This window comes from Corynebacterium lujinxingii (genome assembly GCF_014490555.1).
GTDB lineage: Bacteria > Actinomycetota > Actinomycetes > Mycobacteriales > Mycobacteriaceae > Corynebacterium > Corynebacterium lujinxingii.
This window is the reverse complement of the sequence record NZ_CP061032.1, coordinates 1,531,387-1,557,410: the sequence shown is the minus strand read 5'-3', so window position 1 is coordinate 1,557,410 and position 26,024 is coordinate 1,531,387. Positions and strand designations below refer to the sequence as shown.

Genomic DNA, 26,024 nt, shown 5'->3' with positions numbered 1-26,024 from the left:
GAGGTAGGAGGTTCACACGTTGGCAGGTGCCGGAAACTCGATATTTGTCATCTTGCTGTTCCTCCTGACCGGGATGCTCGTCGGCGGCGTGTGGTCGACCTACCAGAACGGCTCCAAGACAGCCACCGCTGTACTCGCCGTATTGGCGGTGGTGGCCGCACTGTTCGCCCTGCTGATGATGCTGGAGGTGATGTGAGGTGGCCTTTTCCCGCCGGCCATTAACCCGCCAAGAGGTCGATTCGCTGACGAATGTGTGGCGCGCCCGCGGCCTGATCCCGGTGCTCGTCGCCGTCGCAGCGGCCTTTGCCGCGTGGGCGCTTTTGCTTCCGGTGGTGCCCACCGCCGTGATCGATGCGGGCCAGCCCGCATCGCTGGCGGGGTTGTCTACCGGTGTGTTCATGCTCGCCACAGTGCTGACTCAGGTGTGCATGCCGTTGGCGCTACGTAAGTTGGGCTACCGGCTGGTCATGGCGGTGTCCTCGCTGCTGCTCGGTATCCCGGCGCTGGGCTACATGATCGGCATGGACGCGATGCCGCTACTGACCATCAGTGCGATCCGCGGCATCGGCTTCGGCGCCCTGTCTGTGGCGGAGGCCGCCATCATCGCCGAGCTTGTTCCGCTGCGTCTGCTCGGTAGCGCTACCGGCATCTTCGGCGCCGTCGTCGGTTTGGCGCAGATGGTGGCGCTGCCGTCGGGGCTCGCGCTTGTCGACGTCATCGGTTACAACGCCGTCTACGCAATCGCCGCCGCCATTGGCGGTGTCTCGCTGGTGGCCTGCATGGCAATCCCCACCATCCCGCCGCCGGAGGCTGAGCCGGAGACGGCGAACATGGTGCACGTGCCCATGTGGCACCTCGTGGTCGTGCCTGCACTGGCCTTGATGTTTGTCACCACCGCGTACGGCGCCATCACCAACTTCCTGCCGGTGTCTATGCGCGAACTCGACCCCGTCACCGGCGCCGCGCTCGGCGGGCTGATGCTGGGTGTGATGAATTTCGCCTCCATGATTTCGCGCTACATCGCTGGCAAGATCATGGACCGCCGCGGCGAGCCCGGCACCGTGCTCATCCCGTGCCAGGTCATTTGCGCGATCGGTGTGGCCATGATGGCGGGCATCCTCGCGCTGGAAATGCCGGCGTGGACGATGCTCATCGCGGCGCTGTTCTACGGAGCCGGCTTCGGAGCGGTGCAAAACGAGGCGCTGACGATGATGTTCTACCGCCTGCCGCGTTCGAAGACGTCCGAGGCGTCCGCGGTGTGGAACATCGCCTTTGACGGCGGCACCGGGTTGGGCTCGACGTTTTACGGCATGCTCATCGCTTCGATGGCGTTCGCGCCGATGTTTGGCATCGCCGCCAGCGTGATCGCGATCGGGCTTATCGTCACCCTGCTGGACCGCCAGCTGGGTCGCCACCGCGTGGTGGAGGTCAACAACCTCGCGGTGCGGCTGAAGTCCGTGCAAGCTCCGCGCCGCTACCCGCGTAAGTAAGCTACGCAACCATGACGGATACGCCTGTACGCCCCACAGTTGCGGTGCTCGAGCACTCCGCCGGGGTAGAGCCCCTTGTCGCAGCACTGTCCGCCGCAGGGGCGGACGCGTTTTCGACCACCGACCCCAACCAGGCCGCTGCGGCCAGCGGTCTCGTGCTGCCGGGCGGTGCGGATTTCGATCATGCTGTTGCGGGTCTTAAGCGCTTCAAGGGGGAGCGCATCGTCGGCCAGCGCCTCGCCGGCGGCCGCCCGTTGCTCGCGGTGGGCACCGGCATGCACGTGCTGTTCGACCGCGCAGTTCGCGGCCGGCGTGAGACAGCCGGTCTGGGGGAGTGGCCCGGCGACGTCGTCGAGATCGACTTTGCTCCGGGCGACTACGCAGTCGAGCCCGCAGCGGGATCGAGGCTGTTCGCCGATGCGGACACGTTCGCCTTCGACGGTCCCCTCGCGGTGCAGGCGTTTCCGCTCGCGGAGGACGACTTCATCGCATACCCCAAACTCACCTGGGCCGACGTTAACGGCCAGCGCGTGCTCGCCGCTGTGGAAAACGGTCCGCTGTCGGCGGTGGCCTTCAACCCGGCCGACTCCGGTGAGGCTGGCCTCAAGGTGCTGCGCAACTGGATTACGCAACTGCCGGAGCCCACCCATGCGTGATCTGGCCGGCTACCTCGAGGCCGCGAAGCGTGCGGTTGATGCGGGGCGTGAGGTGTTCGTGGACAAGCTAGGTGCCGCGCCCGCCCTGCACAAAGGCCCAGGTGACTTCGCCACCGAGGCTGACCTCGCCATCGAGCAGATCCTGCGCGAACAACTGACGGCAGCCACCGGCATCGCCGTGTACGGCGAGGAGCAAGGCGGCGCCTTCGACCCGGCTGCGTGCTGGGTGGTCGACCCGATCGACGGCACCTCGAATTACTCGTCGGGCAACCCGAATTGCGCCATTTTGTGCACGCTCATGCTCGACGGTGCGCCTGTGGTGGCCATTACCGACGCGCCGTTGCTGGACATGCGGCTCACCGCCATCGACGGTGGGCAAGTGATGCTTAACGACGACCCCCTGCCTCCGGTCAACGCCGACACCGCCGCAGCTGCCCAGGTGGGCATCGGCTCGCTCGCGTCTGCGGACCGGCAACGGTTCCCGGCGTCGTTCCGCCTTGACCTCGCGGGGGTGTTAACGGAATCGCACCTGCGCCCGCGGATTAGCGGCTCGGTCGGTGTGGACCTCGCGTTTATGGCGCAGGGGATCTACCAGGCAGCGGTGAGTTTCTCGCCGCACATCTGGGACAACGCCGCGGGTGTGCTGTTCGCGCGGTGCGCCGGGGCAACCGTGAGCGGTCTCGACGGGGCGGCGTGGACCCCGCAGACCAGCGGTGTGGTTGTTGGCACCGGCCGGGCGCACCGTACGGTGATGGACGCAATTGGCAAGTCAACCCGAGGAGGCACGGCAGATGAAGCGTAACCGGACCGGCGCGTTACTGACCGCCATCGCGGGGGCGGCGATGTGGGCGTTTTCTCGCATGTCGTGGATCTCCGCCGAGTACAACGACGACCTTTCCGGAACCGGCCAGGCCTTTATTACCGGTGCGGAGTGGTCCACCGAGATCACCGCGGTGGCGGTGCTACTCATCGCGGGCGGGGTTGCGGCGTTCGCGCTGCGCAAGGTTGGCAGGCGCGTCGTCGGCGCGATCTGTGCGTTGGCCGCCGCGGGCGCAGCTGTGCCGGCCGGCCTGCTGCTTGCGCGTGGCGCCGACCACGAGCGCATCCAGGCCATCCTGACCGCGGGTGCGGAGGAGGCGGCGACGGACACGTCGTCGTCGACAATCGCGAACTGGGCGGAGATTACTGGTGCCGATGTCGCAGCGTTAGGGCCGGTGCTCACCCTGCTCGGCTGCGTGCTGGGTCTCGTGGGTGGTGTGTACCTCGCGCTCAAGCCCGGCGACGACGCGCCGCGCCAGCACAAGTACGAAAAGGAAGCGGTGCGCAAGGAAACGATCCGTAGCGACCTGAAAGAGGAGCCGGATTCAGGCCGCGTGATGTGGGACGCGCTGGACGCGGACATCGACCCGACGGCTGAGGGGGATTTCCAGTCCCCGCGACCCACCAGCTAGCCTTAACAGGCGAACGCCGATTCCCCGGGAGGTAAGGCATGCCGGCACCGAGCGCAATGTCTGACGTTGTCGCTGGTGTGCTCCGCGATGTTGAAAAACGCGAGGCGTCCGTCTCTTTCAAAGAGATCAAGGCGCGCTCGCGCGATATGCCGCCCACCCGCGACGCTAAGGCCGCGCTGCTGCGCCACGGTTGTGGCGTGATCGTGGAGATCAAACGAAACTCGCCGGTGTTCGGCCCCACCGGGGTGAACCAGGAGAGGCTCGAGGCCGTGGCCCAAGACATCGAGCGCGGCGGCGCGCACCTCATTGCCTGCCAGACTGAGCGATTGCGTTTCGACGGGTCACTCGCCGACATGGCCCAAGCCCGCGCCGCCGTTGAGCTGCCCATGGTGTGCCGCGACGTGATCGTGGACCCGTACCAGATTCACGAGGCCCGCTGCTACGGCGCTGACGTGCTGCCGCTGCAGGTGGGTATCCTCGAGCAGGCGCGCCTGGAGGCGTTGTTGGACCGGGCGGAGTCGCTCGGCATGGTTGCGGTAGCGGAGGTGCGCAGCCCCGCCGAGGCGGACCGTGCGCTGCTTGCGGGGGTGAGCGTGGTGGCGGTGAACTCCTGGACCTTCGACACCAACGACCTCAACCGCCACGCGTTTGCGGAGATCGCGCCGGGGCTTCCTACCGAGGTGATCAAGATCAGCCTGGGTGGTGTGACCACTCCGCGCGACCTTATCGACGCCGCCGCCTGCGGGGCCGATGCCGTACTCGCGGCCGAAGCGGTGATGGCAGCCGATGATGTGTACGCCGCCACACGCTCGCTGGCGGCGGCGGGCCAGCATCCAGCCTGCCCTTCGCGGCGCTGAGCTGGCACACTGTGTGTCGTGCAAGAAACGATTTTGGCGAACATCCCGTCCCCGCCGCAGGGCGTGTGGTACCTCGGACCGATCCCGATCAGGGCGTACGCGCTGTGCATCATGGCCGGCATCGTCGTGGCGCTGATGATCTCGTTGCGTCGCTACAAGGCGCGTGGCGGCAACCCCGACACGGTGTGGGACGCCGCGATTGTGGTCATCCCGGCCGGCATCGTCGGCGGGCGTCTCTACCATGTGATCACCGACCACGATAAGTACTTCGGGGAGGGCAAGAACCCGTGGAAGGCGTTCGACGTCACCGCTGGTGGTCTTGGCATCATCGGTGCGGTCGCGCTCGGTGCCCTCGCCGTGTGGGCGCTCATGCGGCACAAGGGCCTGCCGATCGCGCCGCTTGCCGACGCCATCGCACCCACCGTCATCCTCGCCCAAGGCATCGGCCGATTAGGAAACTACTTCAACCAGGAGCTCTACGGTGCCGAAACCGATGTTCCGTGGGCGCTGGATATCTACTACCGCGTCAACGAGGCCGGCCAGTACGCCCCGCTGACCGGACGCTCCACCGGCGAGGTCATCGCGAGCGTGCACCCGACGTTCCTCTACGAACTCATTTGGAACGTCGCCGTCTTCTTCTTCCTCATCTGGATCGACCGACGCAGGCGCCTGGGCCACGGCAGCGTGTTTTGGCTCTACGTCGCCGGCTACACCCTGGGCCGGTTCTTTATCGAGCTGATGCGTAGCGACGAAGCCACGCTGATCCTCGGCCTGCGCGTGAACACCTGGGTCACTGCGATCCTGTTCATCGTCGCCGTCGTGATCTTTTTGCGCCTGCCGAAGGACCGCGAAACCCCGCAGGAGGTGGACCCGGAATACAACGCTTCGCCCACGGCAGATTCACAGGATCGGGAGTACCGTGGGAATCTGAATGACACGACGGAGACCTACGAAGGTGAGGTTGGAACACGTGGATAGGAAAACAAAGATCGTCTGCACCCTCGGCCCGGCTGTGGCCAGCAAGGAGGCGATCCTGGGGCTGGTGCGCGACGGCATGGACGTCGCGCGTCTGAACTTCTCGCACGGCGACTACCCGGACCACGAGAAGAACTACCAGTGGGTGCGCGAGGCCACAGACGAGACCGGCCACGCAGTCGGCATCCTGGCCGACCTGCAGGGCCCGAAGATCCGCCTCGGCCGCTTCGAAGGCGACGGCAAGACCTACTGGGAGACCGGCGAGACCGTCCGCATTACCGTCGACGACATCGAGGGCACCCACGACCGCGTGTCCACCACCTACAAGCAGCTGGCAGCGGACGCGAAGCCGGGGGACCGTTTGCTTGTCGACGACGGCAAGGTCGGCCTCGTCTGCACCGAGGTCGACGGCAACGACGTGGTCTGCAAGGTCACCGAGGGCGGCCCGGTGTCAAACAACAAGGGCGTCTCGCTGCCCGGCATGGACATCTCCGTCCCGGCGCTGAGCGAGAAGGACAAGGAAGACCTGCGTTTCGCCCTCAAGCTCGGCGTGGACATCATTGCGCTGTCGTTTGTCCGCTCCCCGGCGGATGTGGAGCAGGTCCACGAAATCATGGATGAGGTCGGCAGGCGTGTGCCGGTCGTAGCAAAGCTGGAAAAGCCAGAGGCCGTCGACGCGCTCGAATCGATCGTGCTGGCGTTCGACGCCGTCATGGTTGCGCGCGGCGACTTGGGCGTGGAGATCCCGCTCGAGCAGGTGCCGGCGGTGCAGAAGCGCGTGATCCAGATTGCGCGTGAGAATGCGAAGCCGGTGATCGTCGCTACGCAAATGCTCGACTCCATGATCGAGAACTCGCGCCCGACGCGCGCGGAGGCCTCCGACGTGGCCAACGCGGTGCTCGACGGCGCGGACGCCGTGATGCTCTCCGGCGAGACGTCGGTCGGCGTAGATCCGCACAACGTGGTGCGCACCATGAGCCGCATCGTGCGCTCGGCGGAGCAGATGGGCAGCGTGCCGCCGCTGAACCACATCCCGCGCACGAAGCGTGGCGTGGTGTCGTACTCCGCCAACGACATTGCGCAGCGCCTCAACGCTCGCGCGATTGTCACGTTCACCACCTCCGGCGACACGGCCCGCCGCGTGGCGCGTCTCCATCCGGACCTGCCGCTGCTCGTGTTCACCCCGGTGCAGCAGGTGCGCTCGCAACTCGCGATGACGTGGGGCGCGGAGACATTTCTTTGCGACGAGGTGCATAACACCGACGACATGATCAAGGTCGTCGATAAGCAACTGCTCGCGATGGAGCAGTACGAAGAAAACGACACCATGGTGATGGTCGCCGGAACCCCGCCGGGCATCGCGGGTACGACGAACACGATTCACGTGCACCAACTCGGGGAGAGCACGCGTCGCGCGTAAATGGTTACGCTGGTGGGCATGCCTGAAACTGGAATCCAAGTCCGCGACGCCCACCTGCACAACCTCCGCAACGTGGATGTGGACATCCCGCGCGGCACGCTCGTCGCGGTGACGGGTGTGTCCGGCTCGGGTAAGTCGTCGCTCGCCTTCGGCACCATCCACGGCGAAGGACAGCGCCGCTACCTCGAATCGGTGGCGCCGTTCGCCCGCCGCCTCATCGGCTCCGCGGTGGACCCCCAGGTCGGCTCGGTCGAGGGGCTGCCGCCGACCGTGGCGCTGGAACAGTCCACCTCCGGCGGCGGGGCGCGCTCCACCGTGGGCACCGTCTCGGCGCTGTCCAACAGTATCCGTCTGCTGTACTCGCGCTCCGGCGACAACCCGAAGGGGCTGTACTCCGACTCGTTCTCCCCAAACACGCCCGAGGGCATGTGTCCGACCTGCCAGGGCACCGGTGTGGTGCACGAGCCGACCGAAGCATCGATGGTGCCGGATCCGTCGCTATCAATCGAAGACGGCGCGATTCAGGCCTGGCCGGGTGCGTGGGCCGGAAAGAACTTCCACGACATCCTGGCCACGCTGGGCTACGACCTCGACTCGCCCTGGCAGGATCTGCCGAAGAAGGACCGCGACTGGATCCTGTTTACCGACGAGCGCCCCGTGGTCACCGTCAAGCCCCTGCGCGGCGAGGACCAGATTCAGCGCAACTACAAGGGCACGTGGCGCTCCGTGGAGTCGTACCTGACCAAGACACTCGCGGAGACGAACTCCGACACCCTGCGCAAACGCGTGCTGTCCTACATGGAGTCGCGCGTGTGCGAGACCTGCCACGGCCGTCGTCTCAACCCGGAGGCGCTCAAGGTCACCTACGCTGGCATGCCGATCGACGAACTCGGTGCGCTACCGCTGGATAAGGTCTACGACGTGCTCGCAGACCAGGAACCCTCCGAGGGCTCGGCCGAGGACCTGCTGCTCAAGCAGATCCTGCCGGCGCTGCAGTCGGCGCTCGACCTCGGCCTTGCGCACTTGAGCCTCGACCGTCCGGCCCCGACGTTGTCGGCCGGCGAGCTGCAGCGCATCCGCCTGTCGGCTCAGCTGCGTTCTGGCCTGTTCGGCGTGGCGTACGTGCTCGACGAGCCGTCGGCCGGCCTGCACCCGTCGGAACGCGGTGCCGTGCTGGATATCTGCCGCCGCTTCATCGACGCGGGAAACTCTGTTCTGCTTGTCGAGCACGACATGGAACTCGTCGCCCAGACCGACTGGCTCGTCGACGTCGGCCCACTCGCCGGCGAGCGTGGCGGCGAGGTTGTCTACTCCGGTCCCACCAGCGAGTACACCGGCGACGCACCCACTGCACAAGCGTTGGCGAACCGGGCGCCGTCGCTTAACGACGACCCCCGCACCGCCAGCGGCGAACTAACCTTGTCTGGTGTTTCAGCGCGTTCCATCGACGGCATGGATGTCTCGTTTGGGCTGGGGCAATTCACCGCAGTGGCCGGCGTGTCCGGCTCCGGCAAGTCCACGCTGGTCAGCACGGTGCTCGCCGGGGTGCTGCGCGACGCCGCGTCTTCCGTTGTTGATGAGGACGATGAGGTGGCGCAGGACGGCGAGTGGGTCGTCGATAAGCAAGAAGGCTTCGACGCTGTGAGCCGTGTCGTGCAGATCACCCAAAAGCCCATCGGGCGCACGCCGCGCTCGACGCTCGCCACGTACACCGGGTTGTTCGACGGCGTGCGCAAACTCTTCGCCAACACTGACGAGGCGAAACGTCGCAATTGGACCGTGTCGCGCTTTTCCTACAACGTGAAGCAAGGGCAGTGCCCGACCTGCGGTGGTGCTGGAAAGATCGAGGTGGAGCTGGTGTTCCTACCTGGGTCGTACACCACCTGCCCCGACTGCGGCGGCGCGCGCTACAACGACGAGACCCTCGAGGTGACCTGGGAGGGTCTCACCATCGCGGAGGTGCTGGACCTGACTGTCGACGAAGCCGCGGACGTGTTCGCCAGAGTGCCCAAGATTCTGCGCGCCGTGGAAACCCTGCAGGCGGTGGGGCTGGGTTACCTGCGTCTCGGTCAGGGCGCGCCGGAACTCTCCGGCGGCGAGGCGCAGCGCATCAAGCTGGCCACGGAGTTGCAGCGCTCCCGCAACTCGCGCCGGGGCCACACGGTGTACCTACTGGACGAGCCGACCACCGGCCTGCACCCCGCAGACATTGCACTTTTGGTGCAAGAACTCAACAGCCTGGTCGACGCGGGTCAGACCGTGATCGTGGTCGAGCACGATGTCTCCGTGATCGCGCAAGCGGACCGCGTGATTGAGATGGGCCCGGGCGCCGGCGCCGAGGGTGGGCAGATCGTCGCCACCGGCACCCCGGCGGAGCTGGCCAAGTGCGACACCGCGACCGGGAAGGTGCTCGCCGAGCGTTCGGCATAGGTCGCTGTGGGTTGTATTGACTATGCAGTGGCATAGTCGCGGTGGGCCGTTCGCTATATTTCGCGGATGTGGGTGACTAAACGAAATGTGCAAAAGTTGACAATGGGTACGGTCGTTCAGTTTTAAAACTGCAGGTCAGAAGTTTATAAGCATTGTTGCATGTAAATTCGTACAAACTCGAGCTGGCGAGAGGGCCCGCTCACTATGCAGCGGCATAGTTTTTGGGCTCGGCCGGTCCGTGTCACTGGAGATCGGTTCAGCGTCGTTGACTATGCGGCTGCATAGTCAAGCGGGGTGGGTTCGCTATGCGGCGGTATAGTCTTGCAGGCCGATTTCACTATGCGACGGCATAGTCCCCGTGGGTCCCGGCCAAGTTCCGCGTCGGCGGCGGTGCTAGTCGTCGAACTCGATGCCCTCTTCTTCGACCGTGAAGCCACCCCACCACCAGTCGCGCCACTCGTTGAAATCAGGGTGTGCCGGGGGCGTGATTACGGCGTCGCTGACGTGCAGGTCGCGAACCGGGCTGATGCCGTGCAGGGAGTTGAGGAACCACAGTGGGCGTTCGGCAGCGAGCTCGGGCGTGATACGGCACTGCTTCACGCGGGTACCTAGCCGTTCGGCCCGCGAAACAACCTGGTGCAGGGTGATGCTCGGCAGCCACACACCGTCGGGCAGACACAGGGTGTCGCCGTCCCACATCACGAGCGCGCCGGTGGTGGTCTCCAGCATGGCGCCATGCTTATCGACGATTACCGTGTCGTCCGTGCCCTCAACCTGGTACCGCGAACGGTATGCGTGAAACGCGGCGAAGTCGGGGCCTTTCACCTCGGGCTGGGTGCGCGGGTCCGGGGCAGGCGCATATGTCAGTGAAGTGGTGGGGCGAGGGGGAGGGGCGGGCCGGACGTCGAGAAGCAAAAGCCCTTGCGACAACGCGATGCGGGGAAAGAGTTCGCCGGTGCTGAGCAGCGGAAGCATCGTTTCGACGAACCCGTCGGGCAGCGGTCCAGCAGACCGGGCGAAACGCTCGAGGTGCAGGTCGAGACCGTTGGTGCGGCCGTTCAAATGGCGCCAGGAGTCGGCCACATCGAGGGGGCTGTCGGGGACGTCGCACTCGACGAAGTCGCCGCGCCAGACATAGCTACGCATCCCATGCTCCCAGCACGGATTGTGCTTTGAGGTTGCGCTCGGCAAGTTCGGACTCGGGGTCGGAGGCCAGCACGATCGCCCCGCCCGCGCCCACCGTCACGGTGTCACCTGCGCGTACGGCGGTGCGGATCACCACCGACAGATCGGCCTGACCGTCGAAGCCGAAGTAGCCCAGCGCGCCGGAGTAAACGCCGCGTGGGGAAGTCTCTAAGCGGTCGATGATCTCGCAGGTGCGCAGTTTCGGCGCACCGGTCATGGAGCCAGGCGGGAACGTCGCGCGCACGGCGTCGACGGCGGTGCACCCTTCGCGCAGGCGGCCGGTGATGGTGGAAACCAACTGGTGCACCGTCGCGTACGACTCCACCTGCATCAGCCCGGGCACGCGCACGGTGCCGGGGTCGCAGACGCGGGCAAGGTCGTTGCGCAAGAGGTCGACGATCATGAGGTTTTCGGCGCGGGTTTTGTCGTCGTTAAGCAAGTCGGGATCTTGGTCGGCCGCGATGGTGCCCTTGATCGGTTTGGCCTCCACGTCGCGGCCGCGCACGGTGAGGAAGCGTTCGGGCGAGGCGCTGGCGACCTCGACGCCGTCGAAGATGAGGTGCGCGGCGTACGGCGCGGGGTTGTGTTCGCGCAGGTTGGAGTAGATATCGCCGGTCGCTTCGGCGGTGTAGGTGTCGGTTAAGCACACCTCGTAACTCTCGCCCGCGCGCAGCAGATCCTGGGCCTCTTCGATGCTGGCGAGGTAGTCGGGGTTGCTCCAAGAGCCGTTGCTTACCGACGAACCCCCGTCCGCCGCCACCCCCTGCAGCGCCCGCTCGAGCCGGTCGAGGAGGTCGTCCGCGCCGTCGCCAGAAAGCGCGCACAGGTGGGCGGTTTCGTCCTCGTGGTCGTAGACGATAAACGACTGCGGGCGCACGAAGTAGGCGTCCGGGTACGGTGAACGGTGGCGCAGCGTGATCGGCAGCGTTAGCTCCGTGCACTCGTAGCCGAGGTAGCCGATCACGCCGCCGGTAAACGGCAGGTCGGGGGCGTCGAACACGGGCACGGCCAGTTCGCGGTCGAGGGTGGTGAGGATATCGGGGTCGTCGTCAAGCGAATAGCGGATGGAGCGCGACAGGGCGCCTGCGGTGTCGCCGAGGATGGAGTAGCGCCCGCGGGCGTCGGCGGAATCGAGGAAGAATGCGTCGTGGCCGTCGCGCTTGATCGCGTTGAACACGCGTTGGCAGTCGAGCGCGCCCGGGACTTCGCGGTGAAGCACGCGCCAGCCGCCGAGGAAGTTGCGCATGATCGCTGCGCCGTGCTGGGTGAGCACCGACTCGGGGTGGAATTGCACACCCCAGTGATCGAGCCCATCGACCTTGAGCGCCTGGATGACGCCGTCCTCGCTGCGGGCGTGCACCGTGATGCCGGGGACTTCTTCGACGTGCAGCGAGTGGTAGCGCACCACCTCGAAATCCTGCGGGAGGCCCGCGAAGATGCCCTCGCCGGAGTGGGTGAGGGTGGAGACGAACCCGTGGCGCGGCTCGGGGGAGCGGGTCACCGCCGCACCGGCGAGCATGGCCAAGCCCTGGTGGCCGAGGCACACGCCGAGCAACGGAACGTCCGCGTCGGCGGCTGCCTCAATGACGCGCCGGGATGCGCCGAAATCCTCATCGCTTTCGGGGGTGCCGGGGCCGGGGGAGATGACGACGTGGCTGAACTCGCCGCCGCGCACGCGGTCCGGCAGGTCGCAAGCCTCGCCAGCAGGCACGACGAGGGGCTCGCGCCCGGCGGCTTCGGCGATCAGGTGGGCGAGGTTGAACGTGTATGAGTCGTAGTTGTCTATGAGTAGGATCATTCTGCCGGAATCGTATAGCGTTGCACGGCATGGATACCACCATCCGCCCAGCGGGCCCCGACGACGCCGCTGCGATCGCCGACATGCACTACCGCTCCCGCAAGCAAGCCTTCCAAGGCCACATTGCCGACGAGATCCTCGACGACCTTGAGAAACTCGAGCGCGACTGGGACGCGTTTTTCCGTGCACCCGACGGGCGCGTCGCGGTGGCGGAACTGGACGGCGAAATCGTAGGCCTCGCCTACGGTATCCCCGGCGAGCGCACCGAGCTGCGAAACCTCTACCTGCTTGAGAGCGTTTCCGGCTCCGGGGTGGCGCAGCGTCTCCTCGACGGTGTGATCCACCCGGGGGAGTCCGCATTTTTGTGGGTCGCGGACTTTAACGACCGCGCTCAGGCCTTCTACACCAAGCTCGGTTTCACCTTCGACGGCGAGACGAAAAGGCACCAGGGCGACGACATCGTGGTGAGCCGGATGGTGCGCGGTTAGTCGATTGGAGTCGGGGCGATGTTCCAGACTTCTTCGGCGTAGTCGCGGATTGTGCGATCGGAGGAGAACCGGCCGGATTCGCAGATGTTGATCCAGCACCTGCGCGCCCAGTCGTCCGGGTCGGCGTAGTAGTCGGCGGCCATTGTGTCGCGGGCGTCGCGGTAGGCGGCGAAGTCGCCGAGGACGTAGAAGACGTCGCGTTCGCCGTAGCCGTTGTCGTCGAGAAGCGAAGCTCGCAGGTCGTGGAAGGCGCCGGTGCCACGGTCGTCCAAGGTGCCGTCGACGAACGCGTCGAGCGCGCGCATGAGCCCCGGCGTCTGTTCGGCGACCTGGCGCGGGTTGTAGTGCGCCTTCAGCTCCGGCAGTTCCTCTTCGCGGGCGCCGAAGATGTAGGCGTTGTCCTCGCCGACGGCGTCGACGATCTCCACGTTCGCGCCGTCCATGGTGCCAAGCGTCAGTGCACCGTTCATCATGAACTTCATGTTGGACGTGCCCGAAGCCTCCTTGCCGGCGGTGGAGATCTGCTCTGAGACGTCGGTGGCCGGGATGATGTGCTCGGCCGGCGAGACGTTGTAGTTCTCCACGAACACCACGTGGATGTATTCGGAGGCGACCGGGTCGTTGTTCACCAGCTCCCCGATGGTGTTGATGAGTTTGATGATGCCTTTCGCCGCGACGTAGCCCGGTGCCGCCTTCGCGCCGAAGATGAACGTGCGCTTCGGGATGTCACGCTCGCCGTCTTTGGTGATGCGGAAGTACAAGTCGAGGATGTACAGCGCGTTCATCAGCTGGCGCTTGTACTCGTGCAGGCGCTTGATTTGGGTGTCGAAGATGGAGTCCGGGTCAATCTCGGCGCCCTGGCGCTCGTTGATCCACTCGGCGAAGTCCCGCTTGTTCGCCGCCTTGATCTCGCGCAACTCGCGTAGAACCTCCGGGTCGTCGGCGAAGTGGCGCAGGTCCTGAAGTTTGGCCAAGTCGGTCACCCAGTCGTCGGAACCCGCGAGGCGGTCGAGCAGTGCGGACAGGCGCGGGTTGCACATCCGCAGCCAGCGGCGCGGAGTGACACCGTTGGTTTTGTTGTTGAAGCGCTGCGGGTACAGCCCGTGCCAGAAACCTAAGGTGTCGCGTTTGATGATCTCCGTGTGCAACGCGGCCACGCCGTTGACGGAGTAGGAGGCGTAGCAGGCGATCCACGCCATGTGCACACGCCCGTCGTGGACCGGGGAGTAGTAGTGGGCGGTCTCCGCGTCGACGCCACGGGCCTCCATGTCCAGGCGGTAGCGGCGATCGATCTCCTCCACGATCTCCCAGATGCGCCAGAACAGCTGCTTGAAAATCGACTCCTCCCACGTCTCCAGCGCCTCCTGCAGCACCGTGTGGTTGGTGTAGGCGAAGGTGCGGGTGGTGACCTCCCAGGCGTCGTCCCAGCCGAGGCCGTGGTCGTCCATAAGCAAACGCATCAGCTCGGGGATGCCCAGCACCGGGTGGGTGTCGTTCAACTGAATCGAGTTGTATTCGTGGAAATGGCGCAGGTCGTTGCCGTGGGCGGCGATGTAGTCGTCGATAAGCTCCTGCAGCGACGCGGAGCAGAAGAAGTATTGCTGGCGCACGCGAAGGAGCTTGCCGGCGTAGGTGGTGTCGTTCGGGTAGAGCACGCGCGTGATGTCGTGGACGGCCTCGCGCTCCAGAATGGCGTCGGCAAAGCGCTGGGAGTTGAACGCGTCGTAGTCGAACTCGTCGATTGGCGAGGCGTCCCACAGACGCAGCGTGCCCACGTTGGTCGTGCCGTAGCCGGTGATCGGCATGTCGTAGGGGATCGCGCGGACATCCATGTCGTCGAAGTGCACGATGCGCTGATCCGAGCCACGGCGGATAATGAAGGGGTAGAACGATTCTTTCCAGCGGTCCGGGTGCTCGCGCTGGAAGCCGTCCTCGAACTCCTGGCGGAACAGGCCGTAGCGGTACAGCAGGCCGTAGCCGGTCAGCGGGTAATCCTGCGTGGCGGCGGAGTCGAGGAAGCAGGCGGCCAGGCGGCCGAGACCACCGTTGCCCAAGGCGGCGTCATGTTCGGCCTCGAGGACATCCGTTAGGTTGTGGCCCAATTCTTCCGTGGCGGCCTGCGCCTTATCGACGAGGCCCAGGTTGGTCAGGTTATTCAGCAGCGCGCGACCCTGGAGGAACTCCGCGGAGAAGTACGCGGCGCGACGGTGGTTCTTGTACGCATTGCGGGTTCTATCCCAGTCGTCCGCGATCTGCTCCATGACCGCAGCTGATAGGCCCGTCCAGAACTTCTTCACGGTGGAGTTGTTCGGGGCCTTACCGGAGAAGCCTCGGACGTGGCCTGCGATGGTCTGCTCGAATGCGGGTGCCTGGTTGGGGGAGGTCATGGCGCCCAAGCGTACCGGCAGCTAGCGGGCGAGGTAGGTCAATGCGGCCACGGCTGCGGAGCGCGTCGCGGCGTCGATGGTGGGCTCGTACTCCGGCAGGAAGTTCGCCATGTGGTTCACCGGCACGTCCTCGGCCACCCGGTCCTCCTCCACGGCGCGGTCCCACACGTCGCGCGGGGTGCAGCCGATGAGCCAGAAGAAATACGGCGCGCCGAACGCCTGGCCGATGATGGGGAAGTCCTCCGAGACCGTCTTCGGGTCGGAGGTGGTGGACTCCGGGCCAAAGATTGCGTCAAAGTTCTCGCGCACGGCGGAGTAGATGGCGGCGTCGTTATCCAGCAGCTCGCCGTGGGCGAAGTACCCGATGGTCGCCTTGCCGGACGCGCCCGAGGCTGCGACCTCGGCGTGGACGACGCGCTCGATGGCGGCGTAGACGCGGGCCTTGACCTTGTCGCTGTAAAAGCGACAGTTGAGCACCAGCTCGGCCTCGTTCGGGATGATGTTGATCGCCTTGCCGGCGCTCATGGAACCGACGGTGACCACGGCGAAATCTGCCGGGTTCACCTCGCGGCCGACGATCGCCTGCAAGCGCGCGATGATCATCGCAGCCGTAAACGTCGGATCCACTGAATTGTGCGGCATCGAGCCGTGCGCGCCGCGACCAGGGATGTGCACGCGAATGGAGTCGCAGGCGGCGAACTGCGGGCCCGGCTTGGACATCACCTCCCCGGCGCGGCCCGACATGACGTGCAGGCCGAGTACCACATCCGGCGTGGGCACCTTGTCGGCGAGCCCGTTGTCCGCCATGTCCTGCGCGCCGGCGGCGATCTCCTCGCCCGGCTGGAACAGTGCGATAAATGTGCCGGACCACTTGTCGCGGGTGTTGTCCAGGACGCTGCACAGGCCGAGCAGTGCTGCAGTGTGGATGTCGTGTCCGCAGGCGTGCATCGTGCCCACGGTGTCGCCGTCGGCGGTGGTGACCACCTTGCGAGACGCGAACGGCGCGCCGGTGCGCTCGGTGACGGGAAGGCCGTCGAAATCGGCGCGGTAGAGCACTGTCGGGCCCGCGCCGTTTTCGAACACCGCGCAGATGCCGTACTTGCCGATCGGGGCGACGATCTCGCAGTCGAACGCCTCCAGCTCGCGCACAATGAGCTGGTAGGTCTCCTCTTCGTGCATGGAGAGCTCCGGGTTGGCGTGCATGTGTTCGTACAGCCGACGCAGCCACGATGCATCCAGTTCGAAAGACGCGAGGATGTCGGCGATGTTGCTCATAATCGGTGTTCTACCTCTCCAAGTTCGGGTTGTAGCGCAGCAGGTTCGGCGCGGGGACGCACTCCTCCGCGATACGGATATGGGGCGCAATTGCGCCCTGGTCACGCAGATCGCGCAGCGTGGCCGTGACGCGGTCGCGCACGTCGAACGGGGATAGCGTGTTGACGTAAATCTGCGTGCCGCCCTCGAAACCGGCGACGGTGGAGATGCGCCACTTGACGTTGATGCGCCACGGCATGGGCACATCCAAGTCCACAGGCTTGTAGTGCCACTCTTCGTTGCTGGCCACCTGGGTGCCGGTGGCGGCGTGGGCGGCGTGCAACAGGTCGGACACCCCGCGGGTTTCCGCCGCCGAGTGCAGCCACGGCTCACAGGCAGCGGACTTCGAGTACACCGTCATCGTGGGGTAGCGGTGACCCACACCGGCGACGAGGATCGCGTGGTCGGTTTCCGCGATGACCAAGTTGCGGTAGATGGCATGGTTGACACCCCAGTCGTTGTACAAGTTCAAGTTCTGGCGCAGTTTCGCGGTCTCGGTCTCGGCGTTGACGCCGCGCTCGTCGATAGCAACCAACTGCTTGTGCAGGTGCTCGAACGACGCGCCTGCGGGGGCCAGCCAGTTTTGGAACACCACCACGTAGCGGGCGTAGGAGTTCTGCTCCACCAGGTCGCGCAAGGAATCGACCGTGAACGCGATAAAACGGTAGTGCTCCTCCGGCGTGAGCGATCCCGAGCCCGCTAGCTGGTCTGTGGTTTCCGCGCCATCCGCGTAGTGGCGCCGCGCGATGATCACGTCGTGGCCGCCGCCGAAGTACGACGGGGCGAGTTGCAGCAGGCCATCCTCGCTGATGTCAGGGTCCTGCCCGGAGGCGGCGAGGCGGGTGCGCACGATGTCGAGGACGTGGGCGCGGCCGGCGTCGTCGGCAAGATAGCGCTCCATGTGTTCGCGGCGCGCGGTCGGCATGGTGTAGCCGTAGTTTTCGCGCCAGTAGTCGTAGGAGACGATCTCGAACAGGTTGGGCACGCGCCGAAACTCCGCCTGAGTGGTGTCCAGGTCTTCCGGCATCACGTCGCGCAGGATCTCGAAGCCGGTGCCGGTGGCCACGAGCCTCGACTTCTCCGGTGGCGTGCGCAGTTTGCGCGCCTCGCAGAAGTTGCAGGTGTCGGTGCGCGCGCCGGGCGCGAGCGGGGCGGGGGTGTCCGCGCGATGGCTCAACGGCCGGTTGCCGCGGCCCGGAACGGTCCACACCTCGGTCCCGGAGAAAGGGTTGATCTGCTTGAGCGTCCCGTCGGCCATGGTGCGCAGCGCAACGTGGTACGAGTGCACCGGGTTGACTGCAGCGTTAAACATGCCCGTCACCCTACCGTCTAGCCTGGTGGCCATGTCTGTGATTCAGTTCGACGTTCTCGTCCCGCCCGCCCAAGCACCCGAAGTACGCGACGCATTCCAGCGCGCCCTCGACATCCTCGTGCGTCGCGAGATGCTCACGTCCGGCGCGGTGGCGATGGAGCAGGTGCGTATCGACGACACCACCCACGCCCAGCTCGCCGAAACTTACGAGCGCGACCGCGGCGAGCCTGCCGACGACGCCGAAGTACACCGCTTACGCGTGGAAGCCGAAGGAGCGGACAGCGTTAACCGCCTCGCGATGGGGCTGTCGCGCATCCTCACGCCAAAGGCGGATTTGCCGCGCGACCCGGTGGCACTCGAAGACCAAGACCGGTTTGAAACGCCGTCGATCTACCCCTGGACGGTCGAGGTGTTGAGATAGGCCACGGCGATCTCCGCGCCGGCCTGGACTAACTGCTCGCGCACGTCGTCGACTTCGGGCAGGGTGACGGCGATGGTGCCCTCGGCCGGTTGTTCGTCGAAACGCCCGGCGGCAACTGCAAACACCGCGCCGGCGTCGCTGGCTAGCTCGCCGACGACCGAGGCGACCTTGCCGGTGCCGGTCTGACCGTCGAAGCGCCCCTCGCCGGTAATCACGAGCGCGGCACCGTCGACCTGTTCAGTCAGCCCGTTCGAGTCCGCCACCACGCGCGCGCCGGGCACGATGTGCACGTGTTCGTCATTGCCGTGGAGCATGGTGGACAGCCACATTAGGCCGATGCCCACCCCGCCAGCGGCGCCGAGGCCGGGCGTTTGCGGGTCGATTTCGGCGACCTCGCACAGGCGGGCCAGGCCGCGGTCGAGGAGCTCGATGTCCTCGCGGGTCGCGCCCTTCTGCGGGCCGAACACATGCGCCGCGCCATCGTGGCCGGTCGCCGGGGCGGTGGTGTCGGTGAGCAGCACCCACTCGAGGGCGCCGGCGGGCACGTTGACCTTTGCTGTATCGAAACCCGCGAGGCGCTCGAGCGAGCCGCCGCCTGGCTTCAACTGGTAGCCGGCCTCGTCCAACGGATTGACGCCGAGCGCCACCAAGATGCCGGTACCGCCGTCGACCGTTGCGGTGCCGCCAAGACCCAGCACGATGCGCTTCGCGCCGCGGGTCTCCGCGTCGGCGATCAGCACGCCGGTGCCATAGGTGTCGCCGGTCAGCGGCGCCGGGTTGTCCTCCACTGCGGGCAGGCCCGAGGCTGCTGCGACGTCGATGTAGGCGGTTTCGGTCGCGGCGTGGAAGGTGTATTCGGCTTCGGTGAGGCGGCCGTCGGCGGTGGTCGTCGGCAAGCAAACGCGCTCGCCCTCGAAGAGAGCTGAAGTGCCTTCGCCGCCGTCGGCCATGGGGGCCAGAATGATCTGGGCGTCGCGGATGACGCTGCTCACGCCCTCGGCGAGCCACTCGGCTGCCTCGTCGGCAGACGCGGTGGACTTGAATGAATCCGGGGCGATGACGATCTTCGGCGACGGTGCCGGGTCAAACGAGGAAGACATGCGGGCAAGTCTAACGGCGCAGGGCCAATGTTCCGCGGGTGGCCGGTGCGTGATGTAACATCTTTTTGTTAGTAAAACTGCACACCTATAGATATCGGAGGATGGGCGCATGAGCACGATCGACCAGGAAGTTGCTGGCTACTACGACAAGGTCCTGAAGCGCAACGCAGGCGAACCGGAGTTCCACCAGGCTGTCGCCGAGGTGCTCGAGTCGCTCAAGATCGTGCTGCAAAAGGACCCGCACTACGCCGACTACGGGCTCATCGAGCGGCTGTGCGAACCCGAACGCCAGATCATTTTCCGCGTGCCCTGGATCGATGACGACAACAACGTGCGCGTCAACCGTGGCTTCCGCGTGCAGTTCAACTCTGCACTTGGTCCCTACAAAGGCGGCCTGCGCTTCCACCCGAGCGTGAACCTGGGCATCATCAAGTTCCTGGGCTTCGAGCAGATCTTTAAGAACTCGCTGACCGGCCTACCCATCGGCGGCGGCAAGGGCGGCTCCGACTTCGACCCCAAGGGCCGCTCCGAAGCCGAAATCATGCGCTTCTGTCAGTCCTTCATGACGGAACTGTGGCGCTACATCGGCGAATACCGCGACGTGCCCGCCGGCGACATCGGCGTCGGCGGCCGCGAGGTGGGCTACATGTTCGGCCAGTACCGCCGCCTGGTGAACCAGCACGAATCCGGCGTCCTCACCGGCAAGGGCTTGACCTGGGGCGGCTCGCTCGTGCGCAAGGAAGCCACCGGCTACGGCACGGTGTACTTCACCGACGAGATGATGCGCGCCAACGGCGACTCCCTCGACGGCGCCAAGGTGATCGTCTCGGGATCCGGCAACGTGGCCACCTACGCCATGCAGAAGGCCCAGGAACTCGGTGCGACCGTGGTGGGCTTCTCCGACTCCTCCGGGTGGGTGGAAACCCCGAACGGGGTGGACATTGAGCTGCTGCGTGACGTCAAGGAAAACCGCCGCGGCCGCGTGTCCGAGTACGTGGAGGAGACCACCGGTGCGACATTCCACAAGGACGGCTCCATCTGGGACCTTTCGGCGGATGTCGCCCTGCCGTGCGCAACCCAGAACGAACTGAACGGTGACCACGCGAAGGCGCTCGTCGACAATGGCGTGAAGTACGTCGCGGAAGGCGCGAACATGCCGTCCACCCACGAGGCGATCGAGCTCTTCCGCGCGAAGAAGATCTGCTTCGGCCCCGGCAAGGCGGCGAACGCTGGCGGCGTGGCCACCTCCGCGCTGGAGATGCAGCAGAACGCTTCGCGAGACTCGTGGTCGTTCGACTACACCGACAACCGACTGCGCGGCATCATGTCCAACATCTTCAACATAGCCGCTAACACCGCCGAGGAATACGACCGTGCGGGCGACTACATAATCGGCGCCAACATCGCCGGATTTAAAAAGGTTGCCGACGCGATGCTCGCGCAGGGCGTGATCTAGGTTTTTTCCAGTACGCTGTGCAACCATGTACCGCGTTTTCGAAGCCCTGGATGAATTAGTGCAGACGCTGGAGCAGGCATACGGCGTGCCGATGACCTCCAACTGCATGGTGCCCCGCAACGAGATGCTCGCGCTTCTCGACGACCTGCGCAACGCCCTGCCCGTCGACCTCGACGACGCGCAGGACGTGCTGGACAAGCAAGACGAGATCCTGCGCGGCGCTCAAGACCGCGCCGACGTGCTCGTCGGCGATGCGGAGGAGGATGCCCGCCGCATCGTCTCCGATGCGCACTCCGAGTCCGAGACCATGCTCAACGACGCGCAGGCGCACGCCACCCAGCTGGTCTCCGACGCCGAAGAGGAGTCGCGACTGATGGTCACCCGCGCCCGCGACGTGGCCGAGACCACCGTGAACAACGCCCAGCGTGAGGCGGACCACCTCGTGGATTCGGGCAATCAGGAATACCAGCGCTCTGTGGACCAGGGCCTGGCCGAGCAGAAGCGCCTCATTTCCGAATCCGAGGTCATGCGCCGCGCTGACGAGGAAGCCCACCGCTTGGTCGAGGAAGCACACGGGGAATCCTCCCGCCTGCGCACCGAGTGCGACGACTACGTCGACTCGAAGCTCGCCGAGTTTGAAGAGACGCTCACAGGCGTTTTGCGCACCGTCTCCTCCGACCGCTCCGCACTTCGTCGAGGCGCCGGCGTGTCCGGCGGCGGACGCGGAGACTACTACGGTCGCAGCCGCCGTAGTGAAAGCGACGAGTACTAGCGGGGGAGCCGTTTCGTTGTAGTCTGTGGGGGCTATGGCTAACAATCCCTTCGAATTCGATGTCTCCGGTGTTTTAAACGGCGATGGCCTGCCGGAGACTGTCACGCACACGGGGCCGTCCCCGTCGCGGATAGGCCCGGAAATGATCGCTATCCCGGCCGGCCGGGAGGTCGAGGTGGAAGCCACGCTGACCCCGCTCGGCTCGGGTGTGATGGTCGATGCGACCCTCACCGCCCAGCTCGAAGGCCAGTGCGTGCGCTGCCTGAAAGAACTCACCCCAACTGAGACGCTGCGAATCTCCGAGGTCTACGCCGCCGACGACGACTTCATCACCGGCGATGCCGAGGAGGAAGAGGACCAGGGCTCTGGTGACGAGATCGGCTGCGTCGAGGGCGACACTGTCAATCTCGAGCAGGCTTTTGTCAACGAGGCCGGGCTGACTCTCCCGTTCAACCCGACCTGCCAACCCGAGTGTGAAGGCGACACCGACGTACCCACACCTGACGGCATTTCCGGCGAAGAAAACAACCTCGTCGACCCGCGGTGGGCGGATCTGGAGAAGTTTCTGTGAGCCGGTCGCGACGAAAGCCGGAGGACGCGGACAAGGCGTGGGAGGAAGCGTTCTCGGCGGTCGACCACACGCCGCTGCTGTCAAAGCTGGGCGTTGAGGTCTCCCGCGACAATTTGAAGCTGGCGTTGACACACCGGTCCTTTGCTAACGAGCACAACCACCTGCCGAACAACGAGCGTCTCGAGTTCGTCGGCGACGCCATCCTGGGGCTCATTGTCGCTGCGAAGCTTTTCGAGCTCTACCCGTCGCGGCCTGAGTCCGACCTGTCGCCGATGCGCGCCTCCATCGTGTCGCGCTACGGGCTGGCTGACATCGCCCGTGAGATCGGACTGGGCGAACACGTGCTCATCGGAAAGGGCGAGGAACACACCGGCGGCCGCGAAAAGGAGTCCATCCTGGCGGACACCACCGAGGCGGTCCTTGGTGCGATCTACCTCGAGCACGGCTTCGAAACCGCACGTGGCGTGATCCTGCGGCTGTTCGACGAGAAGATGCGCCACGCCACCGTGAGCGCGAAGAACAAGGATTGGAAGACCGCCTTGCAGGTGCGACTGGCGGAGCTGAAGCTTCCTGTGGCGGAGTACCGCTCCGAGGCGACCGGCCCGGACCACGACCAGACGTTCCACTCCGAAGCGCTGGTCGACGGCGTTCCGCGTGGCACCGGCATCGGGCCGAACAAGAAGCTCGCCGAACAGGAGGCTGCGCAAAAGGCTTTGGCGTACCTGCGCGACCACGCCGCGGAGGCCACGCTGGGCCATGCCTGAACTTCCTGAAGTTGAGGTGGTTCGTCGCGGCCTTGACCGCCACGTCGTCGGGCGCACGTTTCGGGGCGTCGAAGTGTTGCACCCCCGCGCCGCCCGCGGTAATGATGTCGACCTCGAGCAGGTCCTGCCCGGCCGCACCATTGTGGGGACCGGCCGCAGAGGCAAGTATCTCTGGCTTTTACTTGACGACGACGCCGCGTTGCTCGTTCACTTGCGGATGAGCGGCCAGATGCTCGTCGGCAAGCACGGCTCCGTGCAGTCGCCGCACGTGCGGATTCGGGCGGACCTGGGGGAGGTGGAACAGTGCTTCGTCGACCAGCGCACCTTCGGGTTCTGGCAGTATACGCAAGTGGTTGGCGGTGTGCCGGCGCCGGCGGGGCACATCGCGCCCGACCCGTTCGAGCCAGACTTCGATCTGCGTGAGACCGCGCGGTTGATACGGCGGAAGAACTCCGCGCTGAAAACGGTGTTGCTCAACCAGGAAGTGGTCAGCGGCATTGGCTCCATTTACGCCGACGAAGCGATGTGGGCGGCCCGGCTCAAACCTTGGCGCACGGCCCGAACGATGAGGCAGCGCGACGCGGAAGCGGTACTCGACGCCTCCCGTGACGTGATGGCCCGCTCGCTGGAACAGGGCGGCACCAGCTTCGATGCGCTGTATGTCAACGTCAACGGTGCGTCCGGGTACTTTTCTCGCTCGCTCAACGCCTACGGACAGGCTGGCGAACCGTGCTCGCGCTGCGGGACGCTTATCGCTCGCACCGTGGTCAATGGCCGCTCGAGCTACTACTGCCCGGTTTGCCAAGTGCTCTAGGTTGGAAACCATGGTTGATCAGCAGGCGTTCAAAGATGCGATGTCGCAGCTCGCTGCCGCAGTCGCGATTGTGACAACAGGAACCGCCGAAGCCCCGCACGGCACGACAGTGAGCGCGTTCATGTCGTTGTCCCTCGATCCGCCGATGGTGCTCGTGTCGTTGGATAAGAGATCGTCGTTACTGGCGCAACTGGGGGTTGGTGCGCCGATAGGCATTAACGTGCTTTCCACCGAGCAAGACACACTCGCGCGCCGCTTTGCCAGCAAAGGCATCGACCGGTTTGCAGGGGTGGAATGGGCGATTGTCGACGACGCGCCACAACTCGACGGCGACCACACCTGGGTGGCAGGCACGGTCGGGCGCATAATTGAGGCGGGGGATCATTTTCTCGTCCTGGTTGATGTGCACTCAGCCGACGTCAACACCAATTGCCCGCTGCTGTACTGGCAACGAGAATTCGGCACCCACGGCATGATCCAACCCGGCAACGTGTGCACCGAAACAATTGAGGGGTAGAGCTACGTTCCGTCGTTGTGTGATTTGGGCAACCTAGGGATAAGCTCCCCGCCATGGAAACCGCCACCACATTCGTTGAAGACTCGCTCAACGGCCTGATCTGGAACATTGTCCCCGTGTTCCTCATCGGCGCAGGCGTGTACTTCGGCCTGCGCACTCTGTTCGTTCAAATCCGCATGTTCCCGGACATGCTCAAAGCGGTCACAGAGACCCCGAAGGGCAAAGACAGGGACGGGCGCGACTTGGACGAAGAATACGGCGGGCTCTCCGCCTTCAAGGCCTTCACCATTTCCGCGGCGTCGCGAGTGGGCACCGGCAACATCGCCGGTGTCGCACTTGCTATCTCCATCGGCGGGCCGGGAGCGGTGTTCTGGATGTGGATGCTTGCCTTACTCGGCGGCGCTACCGCGTTCGTGGAATCGACGCTGGCGCAGCTGTGGAAGACCAAGGACTCGGACGGCAACTACCACGGCGGGCCGGCGTACTACATGACCCGCGGCCTCGGCTGGAAGCCGCTTGCCGTGCTGTTCTCCGCGTTCCTCGCCATCACTTACGGCTTTGTCTACAACGCTATCCAGACCAACTCCATCGCCGAGTCTGTCGGTGGGTCCCTCGGCACGGACTCGTTTGCGGTGAAGGCCGCAGTGGCTGGGGCGATCGCCATCCTGACCGCGCTGGTGATCTTTGGTGGCGTGACCCGCATCGCCTCCTGGACACAGATCATCGTGCCGTTTATGGCGGGCGCATACATTCTGATGGGCGTTGCGGTGCTTGTGATCAACTGGCGCGAAATCCCCGGCATGGTTGAAGTCATCGTCGGCCACGCTCTCGGCGTGAAGCAGGTGGCTGGCGCTGGCGTGTGGGTGGCGTTCACCCAGGGCATGCGCCGCGGTCTGTTCTCTAACGAGGCCGGAATGGGCTCGGCCCCGAACGCGGCGGCCACCGCGACCGTTTCCCACCCGGTCAAGCAAGGCCTCGTGCAGACCCTCGGCGTGTACTTCGACACCTTGCTCGTTTGTTCCATCACCGCGTTCGTGGTGCTGCTCGGCCCGGCTGTAACCTACGGCCGCGACGATATCCAGGGCGCCTCCCTGACGCAGTCCGCGCTGGCTGATTCCATCGGCGCGTGGGGTGCGCACGCCATCACCTTCATCCTGTTCTTCCTGGCGTTTTCCTCCGTGATTGGCAACTACTACCTCGCGCAGGCGAATCTGGAGTACCTCACCGACTCCAAGACCGCCCTGACCGTTTTCCGCATCGTGGTCATCGGCTTCGTCATATTCGGTGCGTTCGGCTCCGTACCGCTCGTGTGGGCGCTCGGCGACACCATGGCCGGCCTCCTCGCCATCTTCAACATCATCGCTATCGTCCCGCTCTGCGGCGTGGCGCTAAAACTGCTGAAAAACTACAACCAGCAGCGTCGCCGCGGCCAAGACCCCGTATTCCACCGCGACATGCTGCCGGAGATTCAGAACGTTGAGTACTGGGACGGCTCCGACCCGGTCACGCGACGCAGCATCGAAGACCGCATCTAGCCACTACGATTGGGCAGCATGGCTGATGCACGCATGACTGCACACGTCCACGGCAACGTTCAGGGAGTCGGGTTCCGGTGGTGGACCCGCTCCCGCGCCCTCGAGTTGGGCCTTGCTGGATACGCGAAAAACCTTGCGGACGGCCGGGTCGAGGTTGTCGCAGAGGGGGAGCGAGGGGTCGTCGAGAAGCTAGAGACGCTTTTGCGGGAAAGTCCGTCTTCTGAGAGGCGGCCGGGAAGCGTCGACCACGTGCAGGCACAATACGGCCCGGCAAAGGGGACCCAAGGTTTCGAAGAGCGGTAAATCACCGC

General features: G+C 65.4%; 25 protein-coding genes. 19 read left to right on the top strand and 6 right to left on the bottom strand.

The genetic code is table 11. The features are described 5' to 3' along the window. Nucleotides 1-19: 19 nt before the first annotated feature. Genes IAU68_RS07765 through IAU68_RS07725 form a run of 9 tightly spaced genes read left to right on the top strand, consistent with a single transcriptional unit; the run spans nt 20 to nt 9,279 of the window. The gene (locus IAU68_RS07765; protein ID WP_171192740.1) at nt 20-196 is read left to right on the top strand and encodes a hypothetical protein; all 177 of its coding nucleotides are present in this window, start codon (nt 20-22) and stop codon (nt 194-196) included. Nucleotide 197: 1 nt separating this feature from the next. Next, nucleotides 198-1,490 (top strand): MFS transporter, encoded by a 1,293-nt coding sequence (locus IAU68_RS07760; protein ID WP_171192739.1) that lies wholly within the window; start codon nt 198-200, stop codon nt 1,488-1,490. Nucleotides 1,491-1,501: 11 nt separating this feature from the next. Next, nucleotides 1,502-2,146 carry a type 1 glutamine amidotransferase family protein gene (locus IAU68_RS07755; RefSeq protein WP_171192738.1) on the top strand — a complete coding sequence of 215 codons (645 nt, stop codon included), beginning with the start codon at nt 1,502-1,504 and terminating at the stop codon, nt 2,144-2,146. Next, nucleotides 2,139-2,948 (top strand): inositol monophosphatase family protein, encoded by an 810-nt coding sequence (locus IAU68_RS07750; protein ID WP_171192737.1) that lies wholly within the window; start codon nt 2,139-2,141, stop codon nt 2,946-2,948. The genes IAU68_RS07755 and IAU68_RS07750 overlap by 8 nt, the downstream gene beginning before the upstream one ends. Then, entirely contained in the window at nt 2,938-3,597 is a 660-nt protein-coding gene (locus IAU68_RS07745) for a TIGR02234 family membrane protein (RefSeq protein WP_171192736.1), read from the top strand. The genes IAU68_RS07750 and IAU68_RS07745 overlap by 11 nt, the downstream gene beginning before the upstream one ends. Nucleotides 3,598-3,635: 38 nt before the next feature. Beyond that, nucleotides 3,636-4,454: an indole-3-glycerol phosphate synthase TrpC gene (locus IAU68_RS07740; RefSeq protein WP_171192735.1), complete on the top strand. Its 819-nt coding sequence runs from the start codon at nt 3,636-3,638 to the stop codon at nt 4,452-4,454. 18 nt (nt 4,455-4,472) lie between these two features. Next, nucleotides 4,473-5,432, top strand: a complete 960-nt coding sequence (lgt, locus tag IAU68_RS07735) for a prolipoprotein diacylglyceryl transferase (RefSeq protein ID WP_171192734.1) — start codon at nt 4,473-4,475, stop codon at nt 5,430-5,432. After that, nucleotides 5,425-6,849, top strand: a complete 1,425-nt coding sequence (gene pyk / locus IAU68_RS07730; RefSeq protein WP_186337523.1) for a pyruvate kinase — start codon at nt 5,425-5,427, stop codon at nt 6,847-6,849. The genes lgt and pyk overlap by 8 nt, the downstream gene beginning before the upstream one ends. Nucleotides 6,850-6,867: 18 nt before the next feature. Next, nucleotides 6,868-9,279 (top strand): excinuclease ABC subunit UvrA, encoded by a 2,412-nt coding sequence (locus IAU68_RS07725; protein ID WP_171192732.1) that lies wholly within the window; start codon nt 6,868-6,870, stop codon nt 9,277-9,279. A 393-nt stretch (nt 9,280-9,672) separates the two neighbouring features. Here the strand turns inward: IAU68_RS07725 and IAU68_RS07720 are convergent, their stop codons facing one another. Continuing rightward, nucleotides 9,673-10,425: an aminotransferase class IV gene (locus IAU68_RS07720; protein WP_171192731.1), complete on the bottom strand. Its 753-nt coding sequence runs from the start codon at nt 10,423-10,425 to the stop codon at nt 9,673-9,675. Continuing rightward, on the bottom strand, nt 10,418-12,262 hold the full coding sequence (locus IAU68_RS07715) for a chorismate-binding protein (RefSeq protein WP_171192730.1): 1,845 nt from the start codon (nt 12,260-12,262) through the stop codon (nt 10,418-10,420). The genes IAU68_RS07720 and IAU68_RS07715 overlap by 8 nt, the downstream gene beginning before the upstream one ends. Before the next feature lie 29 nt (nt 12,263-12,291). Between IAU68_RS07715 and IAU68_RS07710 the strand changes: the two genes are divergently transcribed. Further along, nucleotides 12,292-12,750 carry a GNAT family N-acetyltransferase gene (locus IAU68_RS07710; protein ID WP_171192729.1) on the top strand — a complete coding sequence of 153 codons (459 nt, stop codon included), beginning with the start codon at nt 12,292-12,294 and terminating at the stop codon, nt 12,748-12,750. Here the strand turns inward: IAU68_RS07710 and IAU68_RS07705 are convergent. From IAU68_RS07705 to IAU68_RS07695, 3 genes are read right to left on the bottom strand one after another with little or no spacing between them, the layout of a single operon-like run. Further along, on the bottom strand, nt 12,747-15,137 hold the full coding sequence (locus IAU68_RS07705; protein WP_171192728.1) for a glycogen/starch/alpha-glucan phosphorylase: 2,391 nt from the start codon (nt 15,135-15,137) through the stop codon (nt 12,747-12,749). The genes IAU68_RS07710 and IAU68_RS07705 overlap by 4 nt on opposite strands. Nucleotides 15,138-15,158: 21 nt before the next feature. Next, nucleotides 15,159-16,412 carry an amidohydrolase gene (locus tag IAU68_RS07700; RefSeq protein ID WP_171192727.1) on the bottom strand — a complete coding sequence of 418 codons (1,254 nt, stop codon included), beginning with the start codon at nt 16,410-16,412 and terminating at the stop codon, nt 15,159-15,161. 10 nt (nt 16,413-16,422) lie between these two features. Beyond that, nucleotides 16,423-17,763 carry a DUF4921 family protein gene (locus IAU68_RS07695; RefSeq protein WP_231698994.1) on the bottom strand — a complete coding sequence of 447 codons (1,341 nt, stop codon included), beginning with the start codon at nt 17,761-17,763 and terminating at the stop codon, nt 16,423-16,425. Between the two features lie 31 nt (nt 17,764-17,794). On the opposite strand from IAU68_RS07695, the gene IAU68_RS07690 reads away from it, so the two are divergent. Next, a complete protein-coding gene (locus IAU68_RS07690) occupies nt 17,795-18,184 on the top strand; it encodes a hypothetical protein (RefSeq protein ID WP_171192726.1) in 390 nt (129 codons plus the stop codon). Here the strand turns inward: IAU68_RS07690 and IAU68_RS07685 are convergent. Then, nucleotides 18,154-19,284 carry a glycerate kinase gene (locus IAU68_RS07685; RefSeq protein ID WP_171192725.1) on the bottom strand — a complete coding sequence of 377 codons (1,131 nt, stop codon included), beginning with the start codon at nt 19,282-19,284 and terminating at the stop codon, nt 18,154-18,156. The two genes, IAU68_RS07690 and IAU68_RS07685, sit on opposite strands and share 31 nt — an antisense overlap. Nucleotides 19,285-19,393: 109 nt before the next feature. On the opposite strand from IAU68_RS07685, the gene gdhA reads away from it, so the two are divergent. The 8 genes from gdhA to IAU68_RS07645 are packed head-to-tail and all read left to right on the top strand — an operon-like array spanning nt 19,394 to nt 26,016. Next, nucleotides 19,394-20,740, top strand: coding sequence for an NADP-specific glutamate dehydrogenase (gene gdhA, locus IAU68_RS07680; RefSeq protein WP_171192724.1), 1,347 nt, complete (start codon nt 19,394-19,396; stop codon nt 20,738-20,740). A 25-nt stretch (nt 20,741-20,765) separates the two neighbouring features. Beyond that, nucleotides 20,766-21,512, top strand: coding sequence for a DivIVA domain-containing protein (locus tag IAU68_RS07675; RefSeq protein ID WP_171192723.1), 747 nt, complete (start codon nt 20,766-20,768; stop codon nt 21,510-21,512). Between the two features lie 34 nt (nt 21,513-21,546). Next, complete coding sequence (locus IAU68_RS07670; protein WP_171192722.1) at nt 21,547-22,083, top strand: YceD family protein; 537 nt, start codon at nt 21,547-21,549, stop codon at nt 22,081-22,083. After that, nucleotides 22,080-22,847, top strand: coding sequence for a ribonuclease III (gene rnc, locus IAU68_RS07665; RefSeq protein WP_171192721.1), 768 nt, complete (start codon nt 22,080-22,082; stop codon nt 22,845-22,847). Before IAU68_RS07670 ends, rnc begins: the two co-directional genes overlap by 4 nt. Beyond that, the gene (gene mutM / locus IAU68_RS07660; protein ID WP_171192720.1) at nt 22,840-23,661 is read left to right on the top strand and encodes a bifunctional DNA-formamidopyrimidine glycosylase/DNA-(apurinic or apyrimidinic site) lyase; all 822 of its coding nucleotides are present in this window, start codon (nt 22,840-22,842) and stop codon (nt 23,659-23,661) included. Before rnc ends, mutM begins: the two co-directional genes overlap by 8 nt. Nucleotides 23,662-23,671: 10 nt before the next feature. Continuing rightward, nucleotides 23,672-24,178, top strand: coding sequence for a flavin reductase family protein (locus tag IAU68_RS07655; protein ID WP_171192719.1), 507 nt, complete (start codon nt 23,672-23,674; stop codon nt 24,176-24,178). Nucleotides 24,179-24,231: 53 nt separating this feature from the next. Further along, entirely contained in the window at nt 24,232-25,713 is a 1,482-nt protein-coding gene (locus IAU68_RS07650) for an alanine/glycine:cation symporter family protein (RefSeq protein ID WP_171192718.1), read from the top strand. An 18-nt stretch (nt 25,714-25,731) separates the two neighbouring features. Next, nucleotides 25,732-26,016, top strand: a complete 285-nt coding sequence (locus IAU68_RS07645) for an acylphosphatase (RefSeq protein ID WP_171192717.1) — start codon at nt 25,732-25,734, stop codon at nt 26,014-26,016. Nucleotides 26,017-26,024: the final 8 nt, after the last annotated feature.

What these genes read in the sequence shown, in the direction of transcription:
- IAU68_RS07685 (WP_171192725.1), bottom strand. Translation starts at nt 19,284, where the DNA reads ATGTCTTCCTCGTTTGACCCGGCACCGTCGCCGAAGATCGTCATCGCC.
- IAU68_RS07695 (WP_231698994.1), bottom strand. Translation starts at nt 17,763, where the DNA reads ATGTTTAACGCTGCAGTCAACCCGGTGCACTCGTACCACGTTGCGCTG.
- IAU68_RS07725 (WP_171192732.1), top strand. Translation starts at nt 6,868, where the DNA reads ATGCCTGAAACTGGAATCCAAGTCCGCGACGCCCACCTGCACAACCTC.
- IAU68_RS07655 (WP_171192719.1), top strand. Translation starts at nt 23,672, where the DNA reads ATGGTTGATCAGCAGGCGTTCAAAGATGCGATGTCGCAGCTCGCTGCC.
- IAU68_RS07705 (WP_171192728.1), bottom strand. Translation starts at nt 15,137, where the DNA reads ATGACCTCCCCCAACCAGGCACCCGCATTCGAGCAGACCATCGCAGGC.
- IAU68_RS07710 (WP_171192729.1), top strand. Translation starts at nt 12,292, where the DNA reads ATGGATACCACCATCCGCCCAGCGGGCCCCGACGACGCCGCTGCGATC.
- IAU68_RS07670 (WP_171192722.1), top strand. Translation starts at nt 21,547, where the DNA reads ATGGCTAACAATCCCTTCGAATTCGATGTCTCCGGTGTTTTAAACGGC.
- IAU68_RS07700 (WP_171192727.1), bottom strand. Translation starts at nt 16,412, where the DNA reads ATGAGCAACATCGCCGACATCCTCGCGTCTTTCGAACTGGATGCATCG.
- IAU68_RS07720 (WP_171192731.1), bottom strand. Translation starts at nt 10,425, where the DNA reads ATGCGTAGCTATGTCTGGCGCGGCGACTTCGTCGAGTGCGACGTCCCC.
- IAU68_RS07675 (WP_171192723.1), top strand. Translation starts at nt 20,766, where the DNA reads ATGTACCGCGTTTTCGAAGCCCTGGATGAATTAGTGCAGACGCTGGAG.
- IAU68_RS07690 (WP_171192726.1), top strand. Translation starts at nt 17,795, where the DNA reads ATGTCTGTGATTCAGTTCGACGTTCTCGTCCCGCCCGCCCAAGCACCC.
- IAU68_RS07745 (WP_171192736.1), top strand. Translation starts at nt 2,938, where the DNA reads ATGAAGCGTAACCGGACCGGCGCGTTACTGACCGCCATCGCGGGGGCG.
- IAU68_RS07645 (WP_171192717.1), top strand. Translation starts at nt 25,732, where the DNA reads ATGGCTGATGCACGCATGACTGCACACGTCCACGGCAACGTTCAGGGA.
- IAU68_RS07715 (WP_171192730.1), bottom strand. Translation starts at nt 12,262, where the DNA reads ATGATCCTACTCATAGACAACTACGACTCATACACGTTCAACCTCGCC.
- IAU68_RS07755 (WP_171192738.1), top strand. Translation starts at nt 1,502, where the DNA reads ATGACGGATACGCCTGTACGCCCCACAGTTGCGGTGCTCGAGCACTCC.
- IAU68_RS07650 (WP_171192718.1), top strand. Translation starts at nt 24,232, where the DNA reads ATGGAAACCGCCACCACATTCGTTGAAGACTCGCTCAACGGCCTGATC.
- mutM (WP_171192720.1), top strand. Translation starts at nt 22,840, where the DNA reads ATGCCTGAACTTCCTGAAGTTGAGGTGGTTCGTCGCGGCCTTGACCGC.
- IAU68_RS07750 (WP_171192737.1), top strand. Translation starts at nt 2,139, where the DNA reads ATGCGTGATCTGGCCGGCTACCTCGAGGCCGCGAAGCGTGCGGTTGAT.
- IAU68_RS07740 (WP_171192735.1), top strand. Translation starts at nt 3,636, where the DNA reads ATGCCGGCACCGAGCGCAATGTCTGACGTTGTCGCTGGTGTGCTCCGC.
- gdhA (WP_171192724.1), top strand. Translation starts at nt 19,394, where the DNA reads ATGAGCACGATCGACCAGGAAGTTGCTGGCTACTACGACAAGGTCCTG.